The sequence below is a fragment of the Apolloniradiicaulis salifontis genome (assembly GCF_053756655.1).
Genome location: NZ_CM132387.1, coordinates 1,655,048 through 1,671,602, shown reverse-complemented (window position 1 = coordinate 1,671,602; position 16,555 = coordinate 1,655,048). Strand labels below are relative to the sequence as shown.

The following is a 16,555-nucleotide window of genomic DNA, read 5'->3' as shown; positions in this document are numbered from 1 at the left end:
CACGGTCGGTCCAAGGACGGCGCGCGCCGTCCCGCGGCGCATGCGCGCCGCGTCCAACATCGCAAATACGGGGGACCGAACACGATGAAACGCCTATTTAACAAAACCGGCTTCAGGGCCGTCCTGCTGGGGAGCGCCGCTGCGGCGAGCCTCGCCGCCGGCCAGGTGCAGGCGCAGGAGGCCGAAGCCGAAGCCGAAACCGAACAGACGCGCGACCGGGTGATGGTGACGGGCTCGCGCATCGTGCGTCAGGATTTCGTCGCAGACAGCCCGGTCGTCACCGTTCAGGGCGACGCCCTGACCGCCAACGCCGATATCACGGTGGACACGTTCCTGAATACATTGCCGCAAGTGAACCCGGCCGGCACGACCACGTCCAACAATCCTGGAAATGGCGGTCAGGCCAATGTGGATCTTCGCGGGTTCGGGGCGAACCGCAATATCGTGCTGCTCAACGGGCGTCGCATGATGCCGTCGGCCTCCAACCTGACGGTCGACCTCAATGTCATCCCGGCGGCCCTGATCGACCGGATCGAGATCGCCACAGGCGGCGCGGGCGCGGTGTACGGCGCCGACGCGGTGGCCGGCGCGGTGAACATCATCCTCAAGGACGACTTTGAAGGGGTCGATCTGCGCGTGAGCTACGAGAACTCCACCGAATACTGGGACGCCCAGGAATATTCGGTCTCGGGCGTCGTGGGCGGCAATTTCGACAATGATCGGGGCAACGCCGTGCTCGCCATCGAACGCTCCGTGCGCGAAGGCATGATCAAGAGCCAGCGCCCCTTCGCCGAGCAGGCGACGGCGACGACCAGCTTTTTCCCGGAAGGCTCGCTTCTGTTCGGCGCCGCCAACCGCCCGACTGAAGCATCGGTGGACGCGGTCTTCGCCGGCTATGGCGTGAATGCAGGCGATGTGTCGGTGGGTAACCGGTTCGGGTTCAACCTGGACGGCACGCTGTTTTCCGCCGGTGTTTTCAACAATCCGTCGGACGTGGAGAACTTCCGCTACGACATCGACGGCAACGTGAACCAGAATATTTTCCCGGACGCCTATTCGTACAATTTTGACTTCGTGAACCTGCTGACCCTGCCGCTGGAACGCGACACCTTCATGGGTCAGGCCGAGTACCGGTTCGACAACGAGGTGGAGGTTTTCGCCAACGTCACCTATAGCCAGTACAACTCGGCGCAGGCCCTGGCGCCGACTCCGATCCCCACCGTGCGGATCCGTCCGCCGGGCGAAAACTCCGCCATCGAGGCGGTGTCCGCGCTCGTGGAACCGGGCCGTTCGGTGGCCAACCAGCTCATCATTCCGGTGACCAACCCGTTCATCCCTGCAGACCTCTCCGCAATCCTGGCGAGCCGGACCGGTGATGATCCCAACCTGGTCGGCGCCGGCGCCACCGAGCCGTTCCAGATGCGTCAGCGCACGCTGGCGGCGGGCCTTCGCCAGTCCAACTTCGAGAATACGGTGAGCAATATCACGTTCGGCGCCAGCGGCCCGATCGGAGACTCCAGCTGGCGCTGGAACGCCTACGTGTCCGAAGGCGACACCGAAATCGACCGCACCCAGCAGGGCAACATCGACACCGACCGCCTGCAGATCCTTCTGGAAGCGGCCGATGGCGGAGCCTCGATCTGTGCGGGCGGTTTCAACCCGTTCGGACGTCAGCCCCTGTCTCAGGAATGCATTGATTATCTTGAGGTCAGCTCCACCGCGTCGACCGAGTTCTCCCAGACGATCGCGCAAGGCTATGTGACCGGAGACGTGTTCGAGCTTCCCGCCGGGCCGGTTTCGGTGGTTCTCGGCGCGGAGTATCGCGGGTTCGACTTTGCCTTTGATCCGGGTTCAGGCGGCGGACCGATCTCCGGCTTCAACGCCCAGAACCCGAATTCGGGCACCAACAGCTTTGAAGACATCTTCACCGAAGCCTTAATCCCGCTCACTGCGGATCAGCCCTGGGCGCAGTCGCTGGACCTCACGCTGGGCTACCGCTTCTCGCAGTCGGAGTTCACCGACGGCGTCACCGGCGACACCGGCGGCAGTGAAGACAGCGCCTACAAGGCCGAGCTGAGCTGGACTCCGCTCGACTATGCGCGGGTTCGCGCCAGCTACCAGCACGCCGTTCGGGCGCCGAATTTCGGCGAGTTGTTCGGCGGCGGCGGGTCGGCGCCGCAATACTTCGACCCGTGCTCGGTGACGACCCAGGCGCGCACCGGGGCGGACTCCGCTCAGGTGCGGGCTTTGTGCGCGGCCACCGGCGTCGCGGCGCCGGATCTCTACGCCCAGACGCCGGGCACCCAGGCATCGATCACGACCTCGGGCAATACGGACCTCAATCCTGAGTCTGCTGATACGTATACGTTCGGTGTTGTGTTCTCTTCTCCTGTGCAAAACCAGTGGATGGAGCAATTCCGGGGGTCTCTGGACTACTGGTATATCGATATCTCTTCTCCCATTCTTTCACCTGGGGTGAATCAGATTATCGCGGACTGCTACAACTATTACGGGAACAATTCGGCCTATGACGCCAATTACGCCAGCTGCCAGACGATCGTTCGCGGCGGCGGGGATATCTTCTTCCTGTCAGATCCCAACGATCCGGGGGGGCTGTTCCCGGGCGTGAACGGCGGTCAGCAGCAGGCGTCCGGCCTGGATCTCCAGATCAACTATGGCTTTGATCTGGAGTGGATGGGCGCGCCCAGCTGGGCCGGCTCGATCCAGACCCAGCTTCTGCTCACCCATCTTCTGGAGTGGAACCAGCAGGAACTCTCCACGCTTCCGGTGCTTGATTTCGCCGGCACGGCCTCCTTCTTCGGTGAGGGCCTCGGCACCTCGTTCCCGGAATGGAAGGCGCTGTGGAACACGCGCTGGACGGTGTCTGACTTCGACTTCGACCTGCGCGGTCAGTATGTCAGTTCCATGGAGAACCGGGCGAACATCATCTTCCCCGGGGAGACTTCGTTCACCGGCGCCGACTCCATCTGGTACTGGGACGCCGGGGCCACCTGGAACGTCACCGAAGGGGCCTCGGTGCGGCTCGGCGTGAACAATCTGTTCGACGAGCAGCCGCCGGAATACGCGCCCAATGTGCAGTCCGGCACCGATCCGTCGCTCTATGACGTCGTCGGCCGCCGCGTCTTCGGACAGATCGTCCTGCGGTACTGATCCAGACAGGCTCACCGTGATGGGTGTGAGCCGGAGGCGGGAGCGCAAGCTCCCGCCTTTTTTCTTGCCCGAGGCGTAACCAGCGAGCGACCGCCCGCGCTTGCCCTGAACGTCCGCCCGCGCTAGTCGCTGGCTTGTGATTTTGCGGATCGGACCTTCCCATGACTTCTGCTGCTGACGGCCCCCAATGGTCGCGCCGGCGCACCTACGCCATCATCTCCCACCCGGACGCCGGCAAGACGACGCTGACGGAGAACCTGCTCTTCACCGCCGGCGCCATCCGCCTGGCTGGACAGGTGCGCGCGCGCGGTGAAAACCGGCGCACGCGCTCCGACTGGATGAAGATCGAGCGCGAGCGCGGGATCTCGGTCAGCGCCTCGGTGATGACCTATGAGCATGAAGGCCTGATCTTCAACTTGCTGGACACGCCGGGCCACGAGGACTTTTCCGAGGACACCTACCGCACGCTCACCGCCGCCGACAGCGCCATCATGGTGCTGGACGCCGCCAAGGGCGTTGAGCCGCGTACGCTGAAGCTCGTGGAGGTCTGCCGCCTGCGCGACATTCCGATCCTCACCTTCATCAACAAGTTTGACCGCGAGGCCATGGACCCCAACGAGCTGTTCGCCGACATCCAGGACAAGCTCGCCCTGGACGTGGCGCCGATGCAGTGGCCGGTGGGATCGGGTAATCGCTTCAAGGGCGTTGTGGACCTGAAGAAGAACGAGTTCATCGCCTATCGCCGGCCGGTGGACGACGAATTCGTGCCGTCCGAGCGCTTCGCCATGGACGGCAACGCGATCACCGAGGAACTCACCGAAGAGGAGCTCGCGGAAGCGCGCGAGGGCGCCGAGATCGCGGCCGAGCTGATGCCCGCGTTCAACACGCAGTCCTATCGCGAGGGCCATCTCAGCCCGGTCTATTTCGGCTCTGCGCTGCGCCGGTTCGGGGTGCGGGAGCTGCTGGACGCGCTCGCCGAGATCGCGCCGGGCCCCGAAGCCCAGCCCGCCGCCGCCGGACCTGGCGATGCGCTGGAGCCGTCGGGCAAGGAAGTCGCCGGCTTCGTATTCAAGATCCAGGCGAACATGGATCCCAATCACCGCGACCGGGTGGCGTTTCTGCGCCTGGTGTCCGGCGAGTTCAAACGCGGCATGAAGATGAAGACGGATCATGGCAAGGCGCTCACAGTATCGGCGCCGGTGATGTTCTTCGCTGACGACCGCGAAGTGGCCGACGAGGCTTATGCCGGCGATGTCATCGGCGTGCCCAACCATGGCGCGCTGCGGGTCGGCGACACGCTATCGGAATCCGGCAAGTGGAAAATCGCCGGCATCCCCAACTTTGCGCCGGAAATGCTGCGCCGGGCGCGCCTGAAAGACCCGTTGAAGGCCAAGCACCTGAAGAAAGCGCTGGAGAGTCTCGCTGAAGAGGGCGTGACCCAGCTTTTCCGCCTGCAACTCGGCGGCGATTTCGTCATCGGCGCGGTGGGCGCGCTGCAGATCGAGGTGATGGCCCAGCGCGTCGCGGACGAATACGGCCTTGAAGTCACGTTCGAGCCCAGCCCTTACGATACGGCGCGCTGGCTCACCGGACCGGACGCCAAGATCGCAGAATTCATTGATCGGCATAAATCGGCCATGGCGGAGGATATCGACGGCGATCTCGTCTTCATGGCGAAATCGGCGTGGGAGGTGAATTACTCCCAGGAGAAATGGCCGGAACTGACCTTCTCGCGAACCAAGGAGCGGGCGTGACCACGCAATCAAACACCTTCATGACGCGGGTTGAAGAGTTCTGGGCCATCGTCGTGAATGTCTGGAACACCAGCTTTCTGGGCTATGACGTGGGCGACGGGCTGGCGGCGGTCGGCATCCTTGTCCTCGCGTTTCTCGTGCGCGGCCTGTTCTCGCGGATTGTGGTGAACCGCTTGATGATCCAGGCGCAAAAGACCGAGAGCCGGCTTGACGACAAGCTTGTCAAGGCGCTCTCGGGTCCCATCAAGCTGATCCCGGTGATCATCGGCGTCTACGCGGCGTTTCACTTTTTGAATCTGCATGGGGAAAACGCTCCGGTGGACGGCGCCCAGGTCACCGAGAGCCTGGTGATCATCGCGCTTTTCTGGGCGCTTCGAAACGTGGTGGAGCCGGTCGCCTATCTCTCCAAGCCGATCCGGGAGACCCTCAACCCGGTGATGATCGACTGGATCGCAAAATTCCTCAAAGTCACGTTCGTCGTCGTCGGCGCTGCTGCTGTTCTCCAGACCTGGGGTATTCCGGTGGCGCCGGTCATCGGCGGCCTGGGTTTGCTGGGCGTCGCCATCGGGCTGGGCGCGCAGGACCTGTTCAAGAACCTCATCGCGGGCCTGCTGATCCTCACCGAAAAGCGGTTCGTGCCCGGCGAATGGATCAAGGTGGACGGCGTGGTGGAAGGCGACGTGGTGCAGATCAATTTCCGCTCCACCTTGATCCGGCAGTTCGACAAGAGCCCGGTCTATGTGCCCAACGCTGCGCTCGCCGATAATCCGGTGATCAACTATCAGCGCATGTCCCATCGCCGGATCAAGTGGATCGTGGGTGTGGAGTACAAGACCACCACCGAGCAGTTGAAATATATCCGCGATCACACGCTGGACTGGATCCGGGCCCATCCCGGTTTCGCCGATCCGCCGGAGGTCGCCACTTTCATGCGGGTGGACAGTTTCGGGCCCAGCTCCATCGACTTTTTGCTCTATTGCTTCACCCATACGACCAATTGGGGCGAGTGGCTCGGCCTGAAGGAGGAGTTGGCCTTCGCCGTGAAGGAGATCGTGGAGCAGGGCGCCGGGACCGCCTTCGCCTTCCCCTCCACCACCATCTACATGGATGACGGCGCTGAAGTGTTCGTGCCGCCCCAGGTCAAGCAGCACATCGCCCGCGACACCCAGAGCCCGGCGGCGATCGCCGCCGGCAAGCGCGGCGACAGCGATGATGCGGCGAGTGACGGCGATGGCGGGCGTTGATGCTCATCACCGACTTTATCGGCATCGCCGGTGTGGCTTGCGTGCTGGCCGCATTCTTCCTGTTGCAGATCGAAAAGGTGAGGGGGGATTCGCTTCTCTATCTGTTGCTGAACCTGTTCGGGGCGTGCCTTCTTATCGTGTCGCTTCTGGTGACGTTCAATCTGGCGAGCTTCGTGATCGAGGTGTGCTGGCTGGCGATCTCGCTGTTTGGCCTGAGCAAGCTGGCCTGGCGCAAATGGGGAAAGCGTTCAGCGTCTTGACGGGAACGCCCGGCGCGCGCTGAACTCGTGACCATGAGCATCATCGACACCTTCAAAGAGCGGATCGGTCAGACGAACATGTCGGACTGGTTCACCATCGACCAGGCGCGCGTCAATGCTTTCGCGGACGTGACGCTGGACCATCAATTCATCCATGTGGACCCGGAGCGGGCGAAAAAGGAGACGCCGTTCGGCGGACCGATCGCCCACGGCTTCCTGACGCTGTCCATGCTCAGCCATTTCGCAGAGCAGGCGTTGCCGCCGTTTCCTGACAAGGCGATCGGAATCAATTACGGCTTTGAGAAAGTGCGCTTTCTAAGCCCTGTGCCCGTGGGCTCGCAGCTGCGCGGCAAGTTCACGCTCGCCGACGTCACCGAACGCAAGCCGGGACAGTTCCAGCTCACCCAGACCGTCGAGGTCGAGATTGAGGGACAGGACACGCCGGCGCTCGCCGCACAATGGCTCAGCCTGGTGGTCGTGGGCTAGGTCCGCCCGAAGCGCCCGGTTTCGCGCCCGCCCAGGACTGGGAGCGAAACCGGGGCCTCATCAGGCTCTACTCTTCCCAGATTTTACTCTTCATAGTCTCCACGGGCGCCGTCGATCAGGCCGGAGAAGAAGATCGCGTTCATCAGCAGCTTCTCAGTTCCCGGGTAAGTGCCCCGGAAGACAGGATTATCCGCCATCATGATCACCTGGCCCGAGCCCAGACGCCGGGCGACGACGGACGGCGTTCCGGCTATTTCGCCGATACGCCGTTCAGATGCATAGCCGGCCATCAGGGGCTCGTCGGCATATTGAACCGCGACCGCGAAGGGATCTTCGGGGCGGCTCAAGGTGAAGGTCTCGTTGCGGTGCAGAGGCAGCGTGCGGTCACGATAGCCGAAGCCCAGCGGGTGTGACGGATCAAGATCGCCTTCAAAGATCGCCCCGCCGATGATATGCTCAGCGTCACGAAGGCGCATTTCCGAAACGTTATAGCGCTGGACTTCATCGCTTTCCTCTGCAGAAGCCCCTCTATCGCTCGCCTCATCATCGAAGAAGGCGCCTTGCGCCCACTGCGCGCCGTCGCGCGTGGCGATCATCGTGCCTCCATTGCGAACCCAGCGTCCCACCGCCTCAATGAGCCTGTCGGACATGTCGGCGTCGCCGCCAGCGAGGATCAGGTGGGTGTACTCACTCCAGTTCAGCGAACCGAGACGGCCCGTGTCCACCAGCGTCACCGGCATGCGGTGGCGGTAATCAAGCGTCCACCACATCTCGCCGGCGTCGTACCACGACACCCCGTCGCCCACGGCGAGCACGACTTTGGGCTCGGTGACGGTCTCGAACACGTTCCAGGCGCCCAGATCGCGGCCCTCGTTGGGGGTGAGGCCGGACCGGGCCGCATGGACCTCGACGCCGTCTTCAGCGGCGATGGTCTCCATGATGGCGTGGATGGCGGCCGGGCTCATGTCCTGACGCGCCAGGGGCACGACGATGGCGCCGCGCTCCAGCTCGGCGACGCCTTGAGTGGTCTCCACGGTGAACGGCTCGCGGGCGGCGCGCGCGAACAGTCCCTGTGACAAGATCCGGTTCAGGGCGCGCGGCGCATAGGTGTGTCCCCAATCGAAAATATAGGCGTAGGGGGCACGGTCCGGCGCGGCGGCCGGCGTGAAATCGCCCGTGGCCGGATCGCCGGCTGGGGCCGCCTGGAACAAGCCGCCGCTCACCGGCGCGAACTCCAGATCGTAGGCCAGGGGCAGGGTCCAGCCCGAGACGTCGTAGAAAATGTTCTCGGCGAACTCGGTGGGCTGGTCGAAAATCCCGCGGATCATGGCGTATTGCTGCTGATTGAGCGGGATGACATAGGAGTCTCCCGCCGTCCAGCGGCGACCGCCCGCCTGCAGATCCCGGCTCAGCGTCAGGACCTCGATATCGTGCTGGCGCAGCAGACGCACGAAGCGGCGGGCGCGTTCGGGATCGCCGGCAGCCGAGAACACCCAGCCCTGTGAATCACCGCGCTGGGCGGCGTTGCGCGACTGGGCGAAGAAGTCACGCTGATAGGCTGTGATCTCGCTTCGAAGGTCCAGGGAGCCTTCAAGCGTCGTCAGGGCGGTGCGGAACTGTGTGCGCACATTGTCGGCGTGCTCCACAAGGCCGCGCTCGGTCTCCACCGCGCCGCCGCGCGCCGCGCCGATCTCGAAGAGAATGCCCAGCGAGCCGTTGATCTGGGGATAGGTGGAACCCTTGCCGATATAGAAATTATCGAAGTTTTCCTGGGTCGTGTAGAGGCGCGCCTCGCTGTCGAGAAAAGCCGCATGGCGCCGGGCGATTTCGAAGGTCAGCTCGCGTGCCCGTTCGGGGATCAGGGGATTGCGGCGCAGCGCCTCGCCGGGGTGGAAGTAGAACGGGCTGTCCGATCCCATCTCGTGGTAATCGGCCGAAACCATCGGTTTCCATTCATGCCATTTGCGGATCCAGGCCTGACTTTCCGGCTGGGTCAGCAGGAGCCATTGGCGATTGAGATCAAACCAGTAGTGATTGGTCCGCGCCTGGGTCCACAGATTGTGGGCTTCGTCATTCCCGTCGGTGTTGTCGGCGTAGGACCAGTAGGTCTCGGTGTGGTTCACGCGGCGCGAATGGCCGTCGGGATTGAACGCCACCGTGAACAGCATCACCGAGTTGTCGAGCTTGTCCTGGACCGCCTCTCCGCGCGCGGCGGCGAAGTGATAGAGCAGCGGGATGGCTGCATCCATCCCTGAGCTTTCCGCGCCGTGGACGCCGAAATTGATCCACAGCACCATGGGCGTGTCGTCATTCGCGGCTTCACCGCGGGCGCGGGCCAGATGGTCTTCGCGAATCTCCTCGAGGCGGGCGTGATTGTCCGGGCTGGTGACGGTGAAGGTCAGGATCGGGCGCTGCTCGTGGGAGTAGCCGATCGTCTCCACCTCGATATTGGGCGAGCGCTCGGCCAGCATGGTGAGATAGCTCACCAGATCGGAATAGCGCACGGGCCGCTCGCCGATCTGGTAGCCCATCGCCTCGTCAAAGCCGGGAACCGTCTCGTCATAGGTGACGCCGTCGACTTCAAAAAAGCTCATCGGTTCGGCGAGCGCCGGCGCGGAAAGGCCGGCGAGCGCCGCCGCGGCGGCGGCGACTTTGAAAGCGTTGATCCTGAACTGCATAAAGGTTTCGCCCCGTTCTAATAGAAGTAACGCGGGACGGTACAAGCGTTGCGCTCAAGCATGCAATGCTTCAGTCGCCGACACTTCGGCGAAATGATGAGATAATCGCACTCACCACGAATAGGGCGCCAAGCCCGTAAGCCCAAAACTCAAATATCGGAGTATCAAGGTTTTCTAGAGCTTGGAAATCGCTTCCCCAAAGCAGCGAGAGGAAGAGAAAAGCTGTCGACACAAAGACAAATCCACACACGGCAGCAATTTCACCTCCACGTGGTGTCTGTGTGCGACCGGAGACCCAGCCATACATGATGGCTGCAAAGACAAGCAATCCGATTGCCGCTATCGTCGGAGTGAAGTAAAGAAAAGCTAGTTTTTGTAGGGATTCCGGGAACTGACTTAGGACGACAATCGCCAGAATGACACCACAGCTTATGCATCCGAAAAAAAGAGGGGCGGGCTGGATCTTGCGCATCTTATTCACCTAAGCGGACGCCGGGCGAGGGAGCGCCTCGCCCAGCGAATTCGGTCAGCCTTCAGGCGTTGTTCGACTCGGTGCAGGTCCAAGTGAAAATACCAGCTGCAGTGCCGACAACCAAGCCGGCGATGCCTCCCACGATAGTTCCAAGTCCAGGAACGATGGAGCCAACCGCCATTCCGGCGCCAATTGCTCCAAGCCCGCCGGCCAAGCCCATTCCTGCTCCGGCGGCGACACACTGACCGTCAGTAAACTCGCCACCTGAAACGAAGTTGATTTCGGCCTGAGTCAGTTCACGCATTTCAATCTCCAGTCGATTCTGCGTCCTTAGTCGACGCGTAAAAATCAAATTAGGCACGCATAGGTATGTCAAGCAAAAATTTCTAATCAACGTGCCCTGTTTGCGGTTTCCAGTGCTGGCCTTAATCGCCGCGCGCCTGTATGAGGGCGCGCAAACAAACTCCCCGTCTTAATAAGGACCAGGCCCATGACCGCTCCGGTCGAGCGCATCCGTAATATCGCCATCGTCGCCCACGTGGACCATGGCAAGACCACCCTCGTCGACAAGCTGCTGCGTCAATCGGGCACGTTCGGCGACCGCACCATGGATGTCGAACGGGTCATGGACTCCAACGATATCGAGAAAGAGCGCGGCATCACAATCCTCGCCAAGAACACGGCGGTGACCTGGCGCGACTACGCGATCAACATCGTGGACACGCCCGGCCACGCCGATTTCGGCGGCGAGGTGGAGCGCGTGCTCTCCATGGTGGACAGCGTGCTCTTGCTTGTCGACGCGGTGGACGGGCCGATGCCCCAGACCACGTTTGTGACCAAAAAGGCGCTGGCGCTGGGTCTGAAGCCCATCGTCGTGATCAATAAAGTCGACCGCCCGGGCGCGCGGCCTGACTGGGTTGTGGACCAGACGTTTGATCTGTTCGACCGCCTTGGCGCCGATGACGAGCAGATGGACTTTCCCGTGGTCTTCGCTTCGGCCCTGCAGGGTTGGGCGAGCCTTGAAGCCGACAGCCATGGCGACGACCTGACGCCTTTGTTCCAGACCATCGTGGATCGCGTCTCGCCGCCGGCGGTGGATCCTGATTCGCCGCTCCAGCTGCAGGTCTCGGCGCTGGATTATTCCAGCTATACCGGCGTGATCGGGCTGGGGCGCATCCGCCACGGCACGCTGCGCAAGAACCAGCAGGTGGTCGTGGTCGGCGCCGACGGCGCCACCCGCAAGGCCAAGGTGCTGCAGGTGTTCGGCTTCCACGGCCTTGAAAAGGTCGAGCGCGACCAGGCGAGCGCGGGCGACATCATCACCTTCAACGGCGTCGATCCGCTCAATATCTCCGACACGCTGTGCGATCCTGAGCATCCAGAAGCGCTGCCGCCGCTCACCGTGGACGAGCCGACGATCTCCATGACCTTCCAGGTCAATGATTCGCCGTTTGCGGGCCGTGAAGGCAAGTTCGTCACCTCGCGCCAGATCAAGGAGCGGCTGGACCGCGAGCTGATCCACAATGTGGCGCTTCGCGTGACGCAGCAGGACAACGCCGACAAGTTCACCGTTTCGGGCCGCGGCGAGCTGCACCTTTCGGTGCTGATCGAGACCATGCGCCGCGAAGGCTTTGAGCTGGCCGTGGGCCGCCCGCAGGTGATCGCCAAGGAGATCGACGGCAAGATCTGCGAGCCGTTCGAGACGCTCACCATCGACGTGGAGGAAGACCACCAGGGCGGCGTCATGGAAAAGCTCGGCATGCGCCGGGCCGACCTGAAGAACATGGTGCCCGACGGAAACGGCCGGGTGCGCCTGGAATACATCGCGCCGACGCGCGGTCTGATCGGCTTCCGTTCGGAATTCCTGACCCTCACGCAAGGGTCCGGCCTGATGTTCCACGCCTTCGACCACTACGCCCCGCGCGCGGCCGGCGAAGTGGGTCAGCGACCCAAAGGCGCGATTATCTCCATGGACTCCGGCAAGGCGCTCGCCTTCGCTCTGTGGAACATCCAGGAGCGCGGCAAGCTTTTCATCGGACACGGCACGGAAGTCTATGAGGGCATGGTTATCGGCATCAACGCCCGCGACGACGACATGATCGTCAATCCGCTCAAAGGCAAGAAGCTCACCAACATGCGCGCTTCGGGCACCGACGAGGCCGTCGTGCTCACCACGCCGATCCGCCTGACGCTGGAATATGCGCTGGAATTCATCAATGACGACGAGCTCGTCGAGGTGACGCCCCAGTCGATCCGCGTGCGCAAGAAGCTCCTGCTGGAGCATGAGCGCAAAAAGGCGAGCCGGGCGGCCAGCTAAAAGGGAACGGCGCCTGACGCCCGGTCAGGCGCCGCCCCGGCCTAGGTGTAGCCGATCCAGACCGCGATCATCAGCGCAAGCGCCGCGGCGAGGGTAAGCTTGATCATCAGCGGAAACACGAAGCGGAACCATCGGTCGTAGGGGATGCCGGCGAGGCCGAGTATCCCCATCAGCACCGCATTGGTGGGCACGATCATGTTCGAGAAGCCGTCGCCGAACTGGTAGGCCAGCACCGTGACCTGGCGGCTGACGCCCACCAGATCGCCGATCGGCGCCATGATCGGCATGGTGGCGAAGGCCTGGCCGCTGCCCGAGGGCACGAACAGGTTGAGCAGGGACTGGAGCAGCAGCATGCCGACGGCGGAGAATTCCGCCCGGACCTGCTCCAGCGGCGCCGCCAGCGCATTGACGATGGTGTGCAACACCAGCCCGTCCTCTAGGATGAGCGAGATCGAGCGGGCGAAGCCGACCAGCAGCGCGGTGGCGGTCAATTGCGCCGCGCCGGCGATGAAGCTCTCCGCCGCGTCGTCGAGGCGGATCCGTCCGAAGATAATCGCTGCGATGGCGAGGCCGAGGAAGACCGCAGCCAGTTCGGTGAGCCACCATCCCTGCAGCGTGACCCCCAGGATAAGGCCGACCACCGTCACGCCCAGCGAGAACAGGACCAGGCGGCGCGCCCAGGTCATCGCAGGGTAATCCTCCGGCGCCGGCGCCTTGGCGCTTTCAACGTCCGCAACCAGGCTTCTGGACGGATCGGCCTGGACTTTTCTGGCGTAGCTGTAGACGTGATGGAAGCCGATGGCGAAGATCGGCCCGGCGATCAGCAGGCGGTACCACCACCCCGACAGGGGCTGAAGCTCGGCGATGTCCTGGGCCACCAGCACGGTGAAGGGACCCATGGCGGACACCCCGTACCCGACGCCGTAACCCACCACCATCATTCCCACCGCGGTCATGGAATCCAGCCGCAGCGCGGCGCATAGCGCCACCAGCATGCCGACAAAGGCGATGTATTCCGCCGCCATGCCGAAGGCAGCGGAGAACGTTCCGAACATGAACATGGAGGCGAGGACCAGAAGGGCGAGCCGGTCGCGGAAATGCTGCAGCATGCCGCCGATGGCCGCGTCGATGGCGCCGGTGGAGCGCACCACGCCGAGCACGCCGCCGATCAGGAACACGAAGAAGATGACGTCGGCCGCAGACGCCATCGCCCGCGGCACCACGCTGAGCAGATGCCAGGGCCCCAAGGTTGGCGCATCCTCGACCACCGCATAGGTCCCGGGGACCACCATCATCCGGCCCGCCTCATTGGCCTCCATCTGGAAACTGCCCGCGGGCAGGATCCAGGTCATCACCAGAGCCGCGGCCATCATGACGACCATCAGCACCAGGGTGTGCGGTATCCGCAGCAAAGGCGCACGCTTCGCCGCTGTATGCGCTTCGGTCATCTGCACTCCCCCTTTTCGGCGCTGTTACGAACGCCATTGGCGGCGCCCGCGCCTCAAAGATCAAGCTCTTGGGCGCACCACAAGCCAGGAACCAGCCAACTTCCACACCGTCGATACCGGGGACGGATGCGTGCCGCCACAGCGCATTTGTGAAGTCGAGCGCACCGGCGCCAGCCGGCCCTGGCCTCAGAATCGCCCGCCGCGCCCTTCGCCACCGGAAAAGCGCGTGGCGCCGGCCACCGTCTCGCCGCTGGAAAACGTTTCAAGGCCCAGCCTCGTCTCGTTGACCATGGCGTCTTCAAAGGACAGCGATGCGGCCTCAACGACGCTGCGGCGGTCATTCCTGAGGGAGGTTTGAGGAAAGGCCGCGATTTCATTGGCGAGCGCGACCGCGTCGTTCAGCGCTTGCCCCGGCTTTGCGACTCGGTTCGCCAGCCCGATGGCGAAGGCTTCCTCTGCGCCCACCGGGCGGCCGGTGAGGATCAGGTCCATGGCGCGGCTTTCTCCGATCAGGCGGGGCAGGCGCACCGTCCCGCCGTCAACGAGCGGTACGCCGAAGCGGCGGCAGAAGACGCCGAACACCGCATCCTTCGCCATGACACGCAGATCACACCACAGGGCGAGCTCCAGCCCGCCGGCCACGGCGTGGCCTTCCACTGCGGCGATGACCGGTTTGGTGAGCGCAAGGCGGCTTGGTCCCATGGGCCCGTCACCGGTCAGCTCCACCCGATTGGGCGCGCCTTCGGCGATCGCTTTCAAATCAGCGCCCGCGCAGAACTCTCCACCGGCTCCGGTCAGCACGGCGACGCTTGAGGAATCGTCCGCCTCGAAGGCGCGAAAGGCCCCGGCCAGCGCCTCGGCGGTGTTGCGATCCACAGCGTTGCGGCGGGAGGCCCGGTCGAGGGTGACGATGAAGACGGCGCCTCTGCTTTCGGTCCGCACGTTCATGAGTTTTCTCTCCACACCTGACGGATCCAGGCGGCCACGCGCTCGGGCTGCTCCATGACGGCGAGATGGCCGACTCCGTCCATGCGCTCCACCCGCACCCCACGCCGCACCAGGCTGTCCGTGTTGATCAGGGTAGAGCCGTGCTCGGCCTTGAAAACGCGCACCGGCGCGGTGACGCGCTGCGCGGCGCCCAATAGGTCATGGCCCTGGGCTTCGTAATTGGCCGCCTCCCATTCAGGGTCGCAGGACAGGGTGACGCCGTCCTGCGTCCGCGTAAGCCCGTCATCGAGATAATCTTCCAGAACGCCCGGCGACCAGCGCGCGAAATTCGCCTTGGCCCCATAACGCGCGAGCACATCCAGGCGCGACGGCCAGTGGCGCGCGCGCCGGCGGGCGGTTTTCGAGATCGCCATCCGGCCTTTCAGCACTGTCCAGAGCGGAGTCCGCGCCGTGAGCGCCAGGACGCCCGGCAGCACCACCGGCTCCACCAGCGCCAGCGGCGGTGGAGAGTCCATGCGGCTCGCCGCCAGAAGTACGCTGGACGCGCCCATGGAATGGCCGGTCAGAAGGTCTGGCGGCCGGTCCAGCGCTGCACACATCGCCAACAGGTCGCTGGCGTAAACATCCCAGCTTTTATGGCTGGACGGATTGGCGGGCAGGGTGGTGCGCCCATGGCCGCGAAGATCGGGCGCGACAATGTCGAAATCCGCGCTCAATCCGGAGAGCATGCGCCGCGCCGCGCTGGCGCAGAAACCGTTGGCGTGGGCGAAGACAAGGCGCGGCTTTCCCGGCGCAGGCCAGCATGACAGAGCCATCTCGCCATCCGGCAGGGCGATGGTGCGGTGTTCCGGCGCGGGGATGTCGGCGGCGTCAGCCATGATCACAAACTGGCGAGATTCAGCCGCGCTGCAAGCCATAAGGGCTGCGAGTGCGTACATAGAGTGCAAGTCATGAACGAAGGAGCCCTTCATGCGCGCCGTCATGTTCGCCGTCATGCTCGCCCTGGGATGGGCGCCGCTGGCCGCAGCTCAGGACCCGAACGAGGCCTGGGACGCGATCCTGTCTGAGTATCTGGTCCAGAGCGATGACGGGATAAACCGGTTTCGATACGACGCTCTTCGCTCCGACAACGAGGACCGCGCCGCGCTGGACGCCTATGTCGCCGCGCTGGAGCGCGCCACGCCGTCTGCGATGGAGCCGAACGAGGCGTTCGCTTACTGGGCCAATCTCTACAACGCCGTGACGGTGAAGCTGATCGTGGACGAGGCGCCGGGAAACTCCATCCGAGAAATCAAGCCGCACCCTTTCGCCATCGGCCCCTGGGGCGTCGACCGTGTCACTGTGGAGGGCGAGGCGCTGTCCCTGGACAATATCGAGCACGACATCATGCGGCCGCGCTATGAGGCGTCGCTGGTGCACTATGCGGTCAATTGCGCGTCGATCGGCTGTCCGAATCTCAAGGCTACGGCCTGGCGCGCCGAGACGCTGCAGTCCGATCTCGAGGCTGCGGCGCGCAGCTATATCAACCATCCCCGCGGCGTCACCAGGGTTGAAGGCGGGATTGAGGTGTCGCGCATATATCGCTGGTATCGCCAGGATTTCGGTGACAGCGACTCCGGCGTGATCGCCCATGTGCTCGACTATGCAGACCCAGTTCTGGCAAGCCACATCCATGAAAATATGAATATTCGCGGCCATCAGTACAACTGGGATCTTAATCGCGCCGAGTAGCTGTCACTGGTTGTTCTGGAAGGGAACCAAACGGGGCTCACGCGTC

General features: G+C 63.6%; 13 protein-coding genes. 7 read left to right on the top strand and 6 right to left on the bottom strand.

Translation table 11 applies throughout. The features are described 5' to 3' along the window. The first annotated feature begins 84 nt into the window (after positions 1-84). From ACWCOP_RS08125 to ACWCOP_RS08105, 5 genes are all read left to right on the top strand, one after another. Entirely contained in the window at positions 85-3,171 is a 3,087-nt protein-coding gene (locus ACWCOP_RS08125) for a TonB-dependent receptor domain-containing protein (protein ID WP_478247784.1), read from the top strand. 161 nt (positions 3,172-3,332) lie between these two features. Continuing rightward, positions 3,333-4,925, top strand: coding sequence for a peptide chain release factor 3 (locus ACWCOP_RS08120; protein WP_478247783.1), 1,593 nt, complete (start codon positions 3,333-3,335; stop codon positions 4,923-4,925). After that, positions 4,922-6,169 carry a mechanosensitive ion channel family protein gene (locus ACWCOP_RS08115; RefSeq protein ID WP_478247782.1) on the top strand — a complete coding sequence of 416 codons (1,248 nt, stop codon included), beginning with the start codon at positions 4,922-4,924 and terminating at the stop codon, positions 6,167-6,169. The genes ACWCOP_RS08120 and ACWCOP_RS08115 overlap by 4 nt, the downstream gene beginning before the upstream one ends. Beyond that, on the top strand, positions 6,169-6,429 hold the full coding sequence (locus ACWCOP_RS08110) for a CBU_0592 family membrane protein (RefSeq protein WP_478247781.1): 261 nt from the start codon (positions 6,169-6,171) through the stop codon (positions 6,427-6,429). Before ACWCOP_RS08115 ends, ACWCOP_RS08110 begins: the two co-directional genes overlap by 1 nt. A gap of 33 nt (positions 6,430-6,462) precedes the next feature. Further along, positions 6,463-6,915 (top strand): MaoC family dehydratase, encoded by a 453-nt coding sequence (locus ACWCOP_RS08105; RefSeq protein WP_478247780.1) that lies wholly within the window; start codon positions 6,463-6,465, stop codon positions 6,913-6,915. Positions 6,916-6,998: 83 nt separating this feature from the next. Here the strand turns inward: ACWCOP_RS08105 and ACWCOP_RS08100 are convergent, their stop codons facing one another. From ACWCOP_RS08100 to ACWCOP_RS08090, 3 genes are all read right to left on the bottom strand, one after another. Next, positions 6,999-9,593, bottom strand: coding sequence for a M14 family zinc carboxypeptidase (locus ACWCOP_RS08100; RefSeq protein WP_478247779.1), 2,595 nt, complete (start codon positions 9,591-9,593; stop codon positions 6,999-7,001). Positions 9,594-9,663: 70 nt separating this feature from the next. After that, positions 9,664-10,065, bottom strand: a complete 402-nt coding sequence (locus ACWCOP_RS08095) for a hypothetical protein (protein ID WP_478247778.1) — start codon at positions 10,063-10,065, stop codon at positions 9,664-9,666. Positions 10,066-10,126: 61 nt separating this feature from the next. Further along, the gene (locus ACWCOP_RS08090) at positions 10,127-10,369 is read right to left on the bottom strand and encodes a hypothetical protein (protein ID WP_478247777.1); all 243 of its coding nucleotides are present in this window, start codon (positions 10,367-10,369) and stop codon (positions 10,127-10,129) included. Between the two features lie 186 nt (positions 10,370-10,555). Here ACWCOP_RS08090 and typA point away from each other — a divergent pair, with 186 nt between their 5' ends. Further along, positions 10,556-12,382 (top strand): translational GTPase TypA, encoded by a 1,827-nt coding sequence (gene typA / locus ACWCOP_RS08085; protein ID WP_478247776.1) that lies wholly within the window; start codon positions 10,556-10,558, stop codon positions 12,380-12,382. 41 nt (positions 12,383-12,423) lie between these two features. On the opposite strand, the gene ACWCOP_RS08080 is transcribed toward typA, so the two are convergent. The 3 genes from ACWCOP_RS08080 to ACWCOP_RS08070 all read right to left on the bottom strand — a co-directional run bounded on the left by ACWCOP_RS08080 (position 12,424) and on the right by ACWCOP_RS08070 (position 15,656). Next, a complete protein-coding gene (locus ACWCOP_RS08080) occupies positions 12,424-13,830 on the bottom strand; it encodes a YfcC family protein (protein WP_478247775.1) in 1,407 nt (468 codons plus the stop codon). Between the two features lie 186 nt (positions 13,831-14,016). Continuing rightward, on the bottom strand, positions 14,017-14,778 hold the full coding sequence (locus tag ACWCOP_RS08075) for a crotonase/enoyl-CoA hydratase family protein (RefSeq protein ID WP_478247774.1): 762 nt from the start codon (positions 14,776-14,778) through the stop codon (positions 14,017-14,019). After that, positions 14,775-15,656 (bottom strand): alpha/beta fold hydrolase, encoded by an 882-nt coding sequence (locus ACWCOP_RS08070; RefSeq protein ID WP_478247773.1) that lies wholly within the window; start codon positions 15,654-15,656, stop codon positions 14,775-14,777. The genes ACWCOP_RS08075 and ACWCOP_RS08070 overlap by 4 nt, the downstream gene beginning before the upstream one ends. Before the next feature lie 91 nt (positions 15,657-15,747). On the opposite strand from ACWCOP_RS08070, the gene ACWCOP_RS08065 reads away from it, so the two are divergent. Then, a complete protein-coding gene (locus ACWCOP_RS08065; protein WP_478247772.1) occupies positions 15,748-16,509 on the top strand; it encodes a DUF547 domain-containing protein in 762 nt (253 codons plus the stop codon). Positions 16,510-16,555 lie beyond the last annotated feature (46 nt).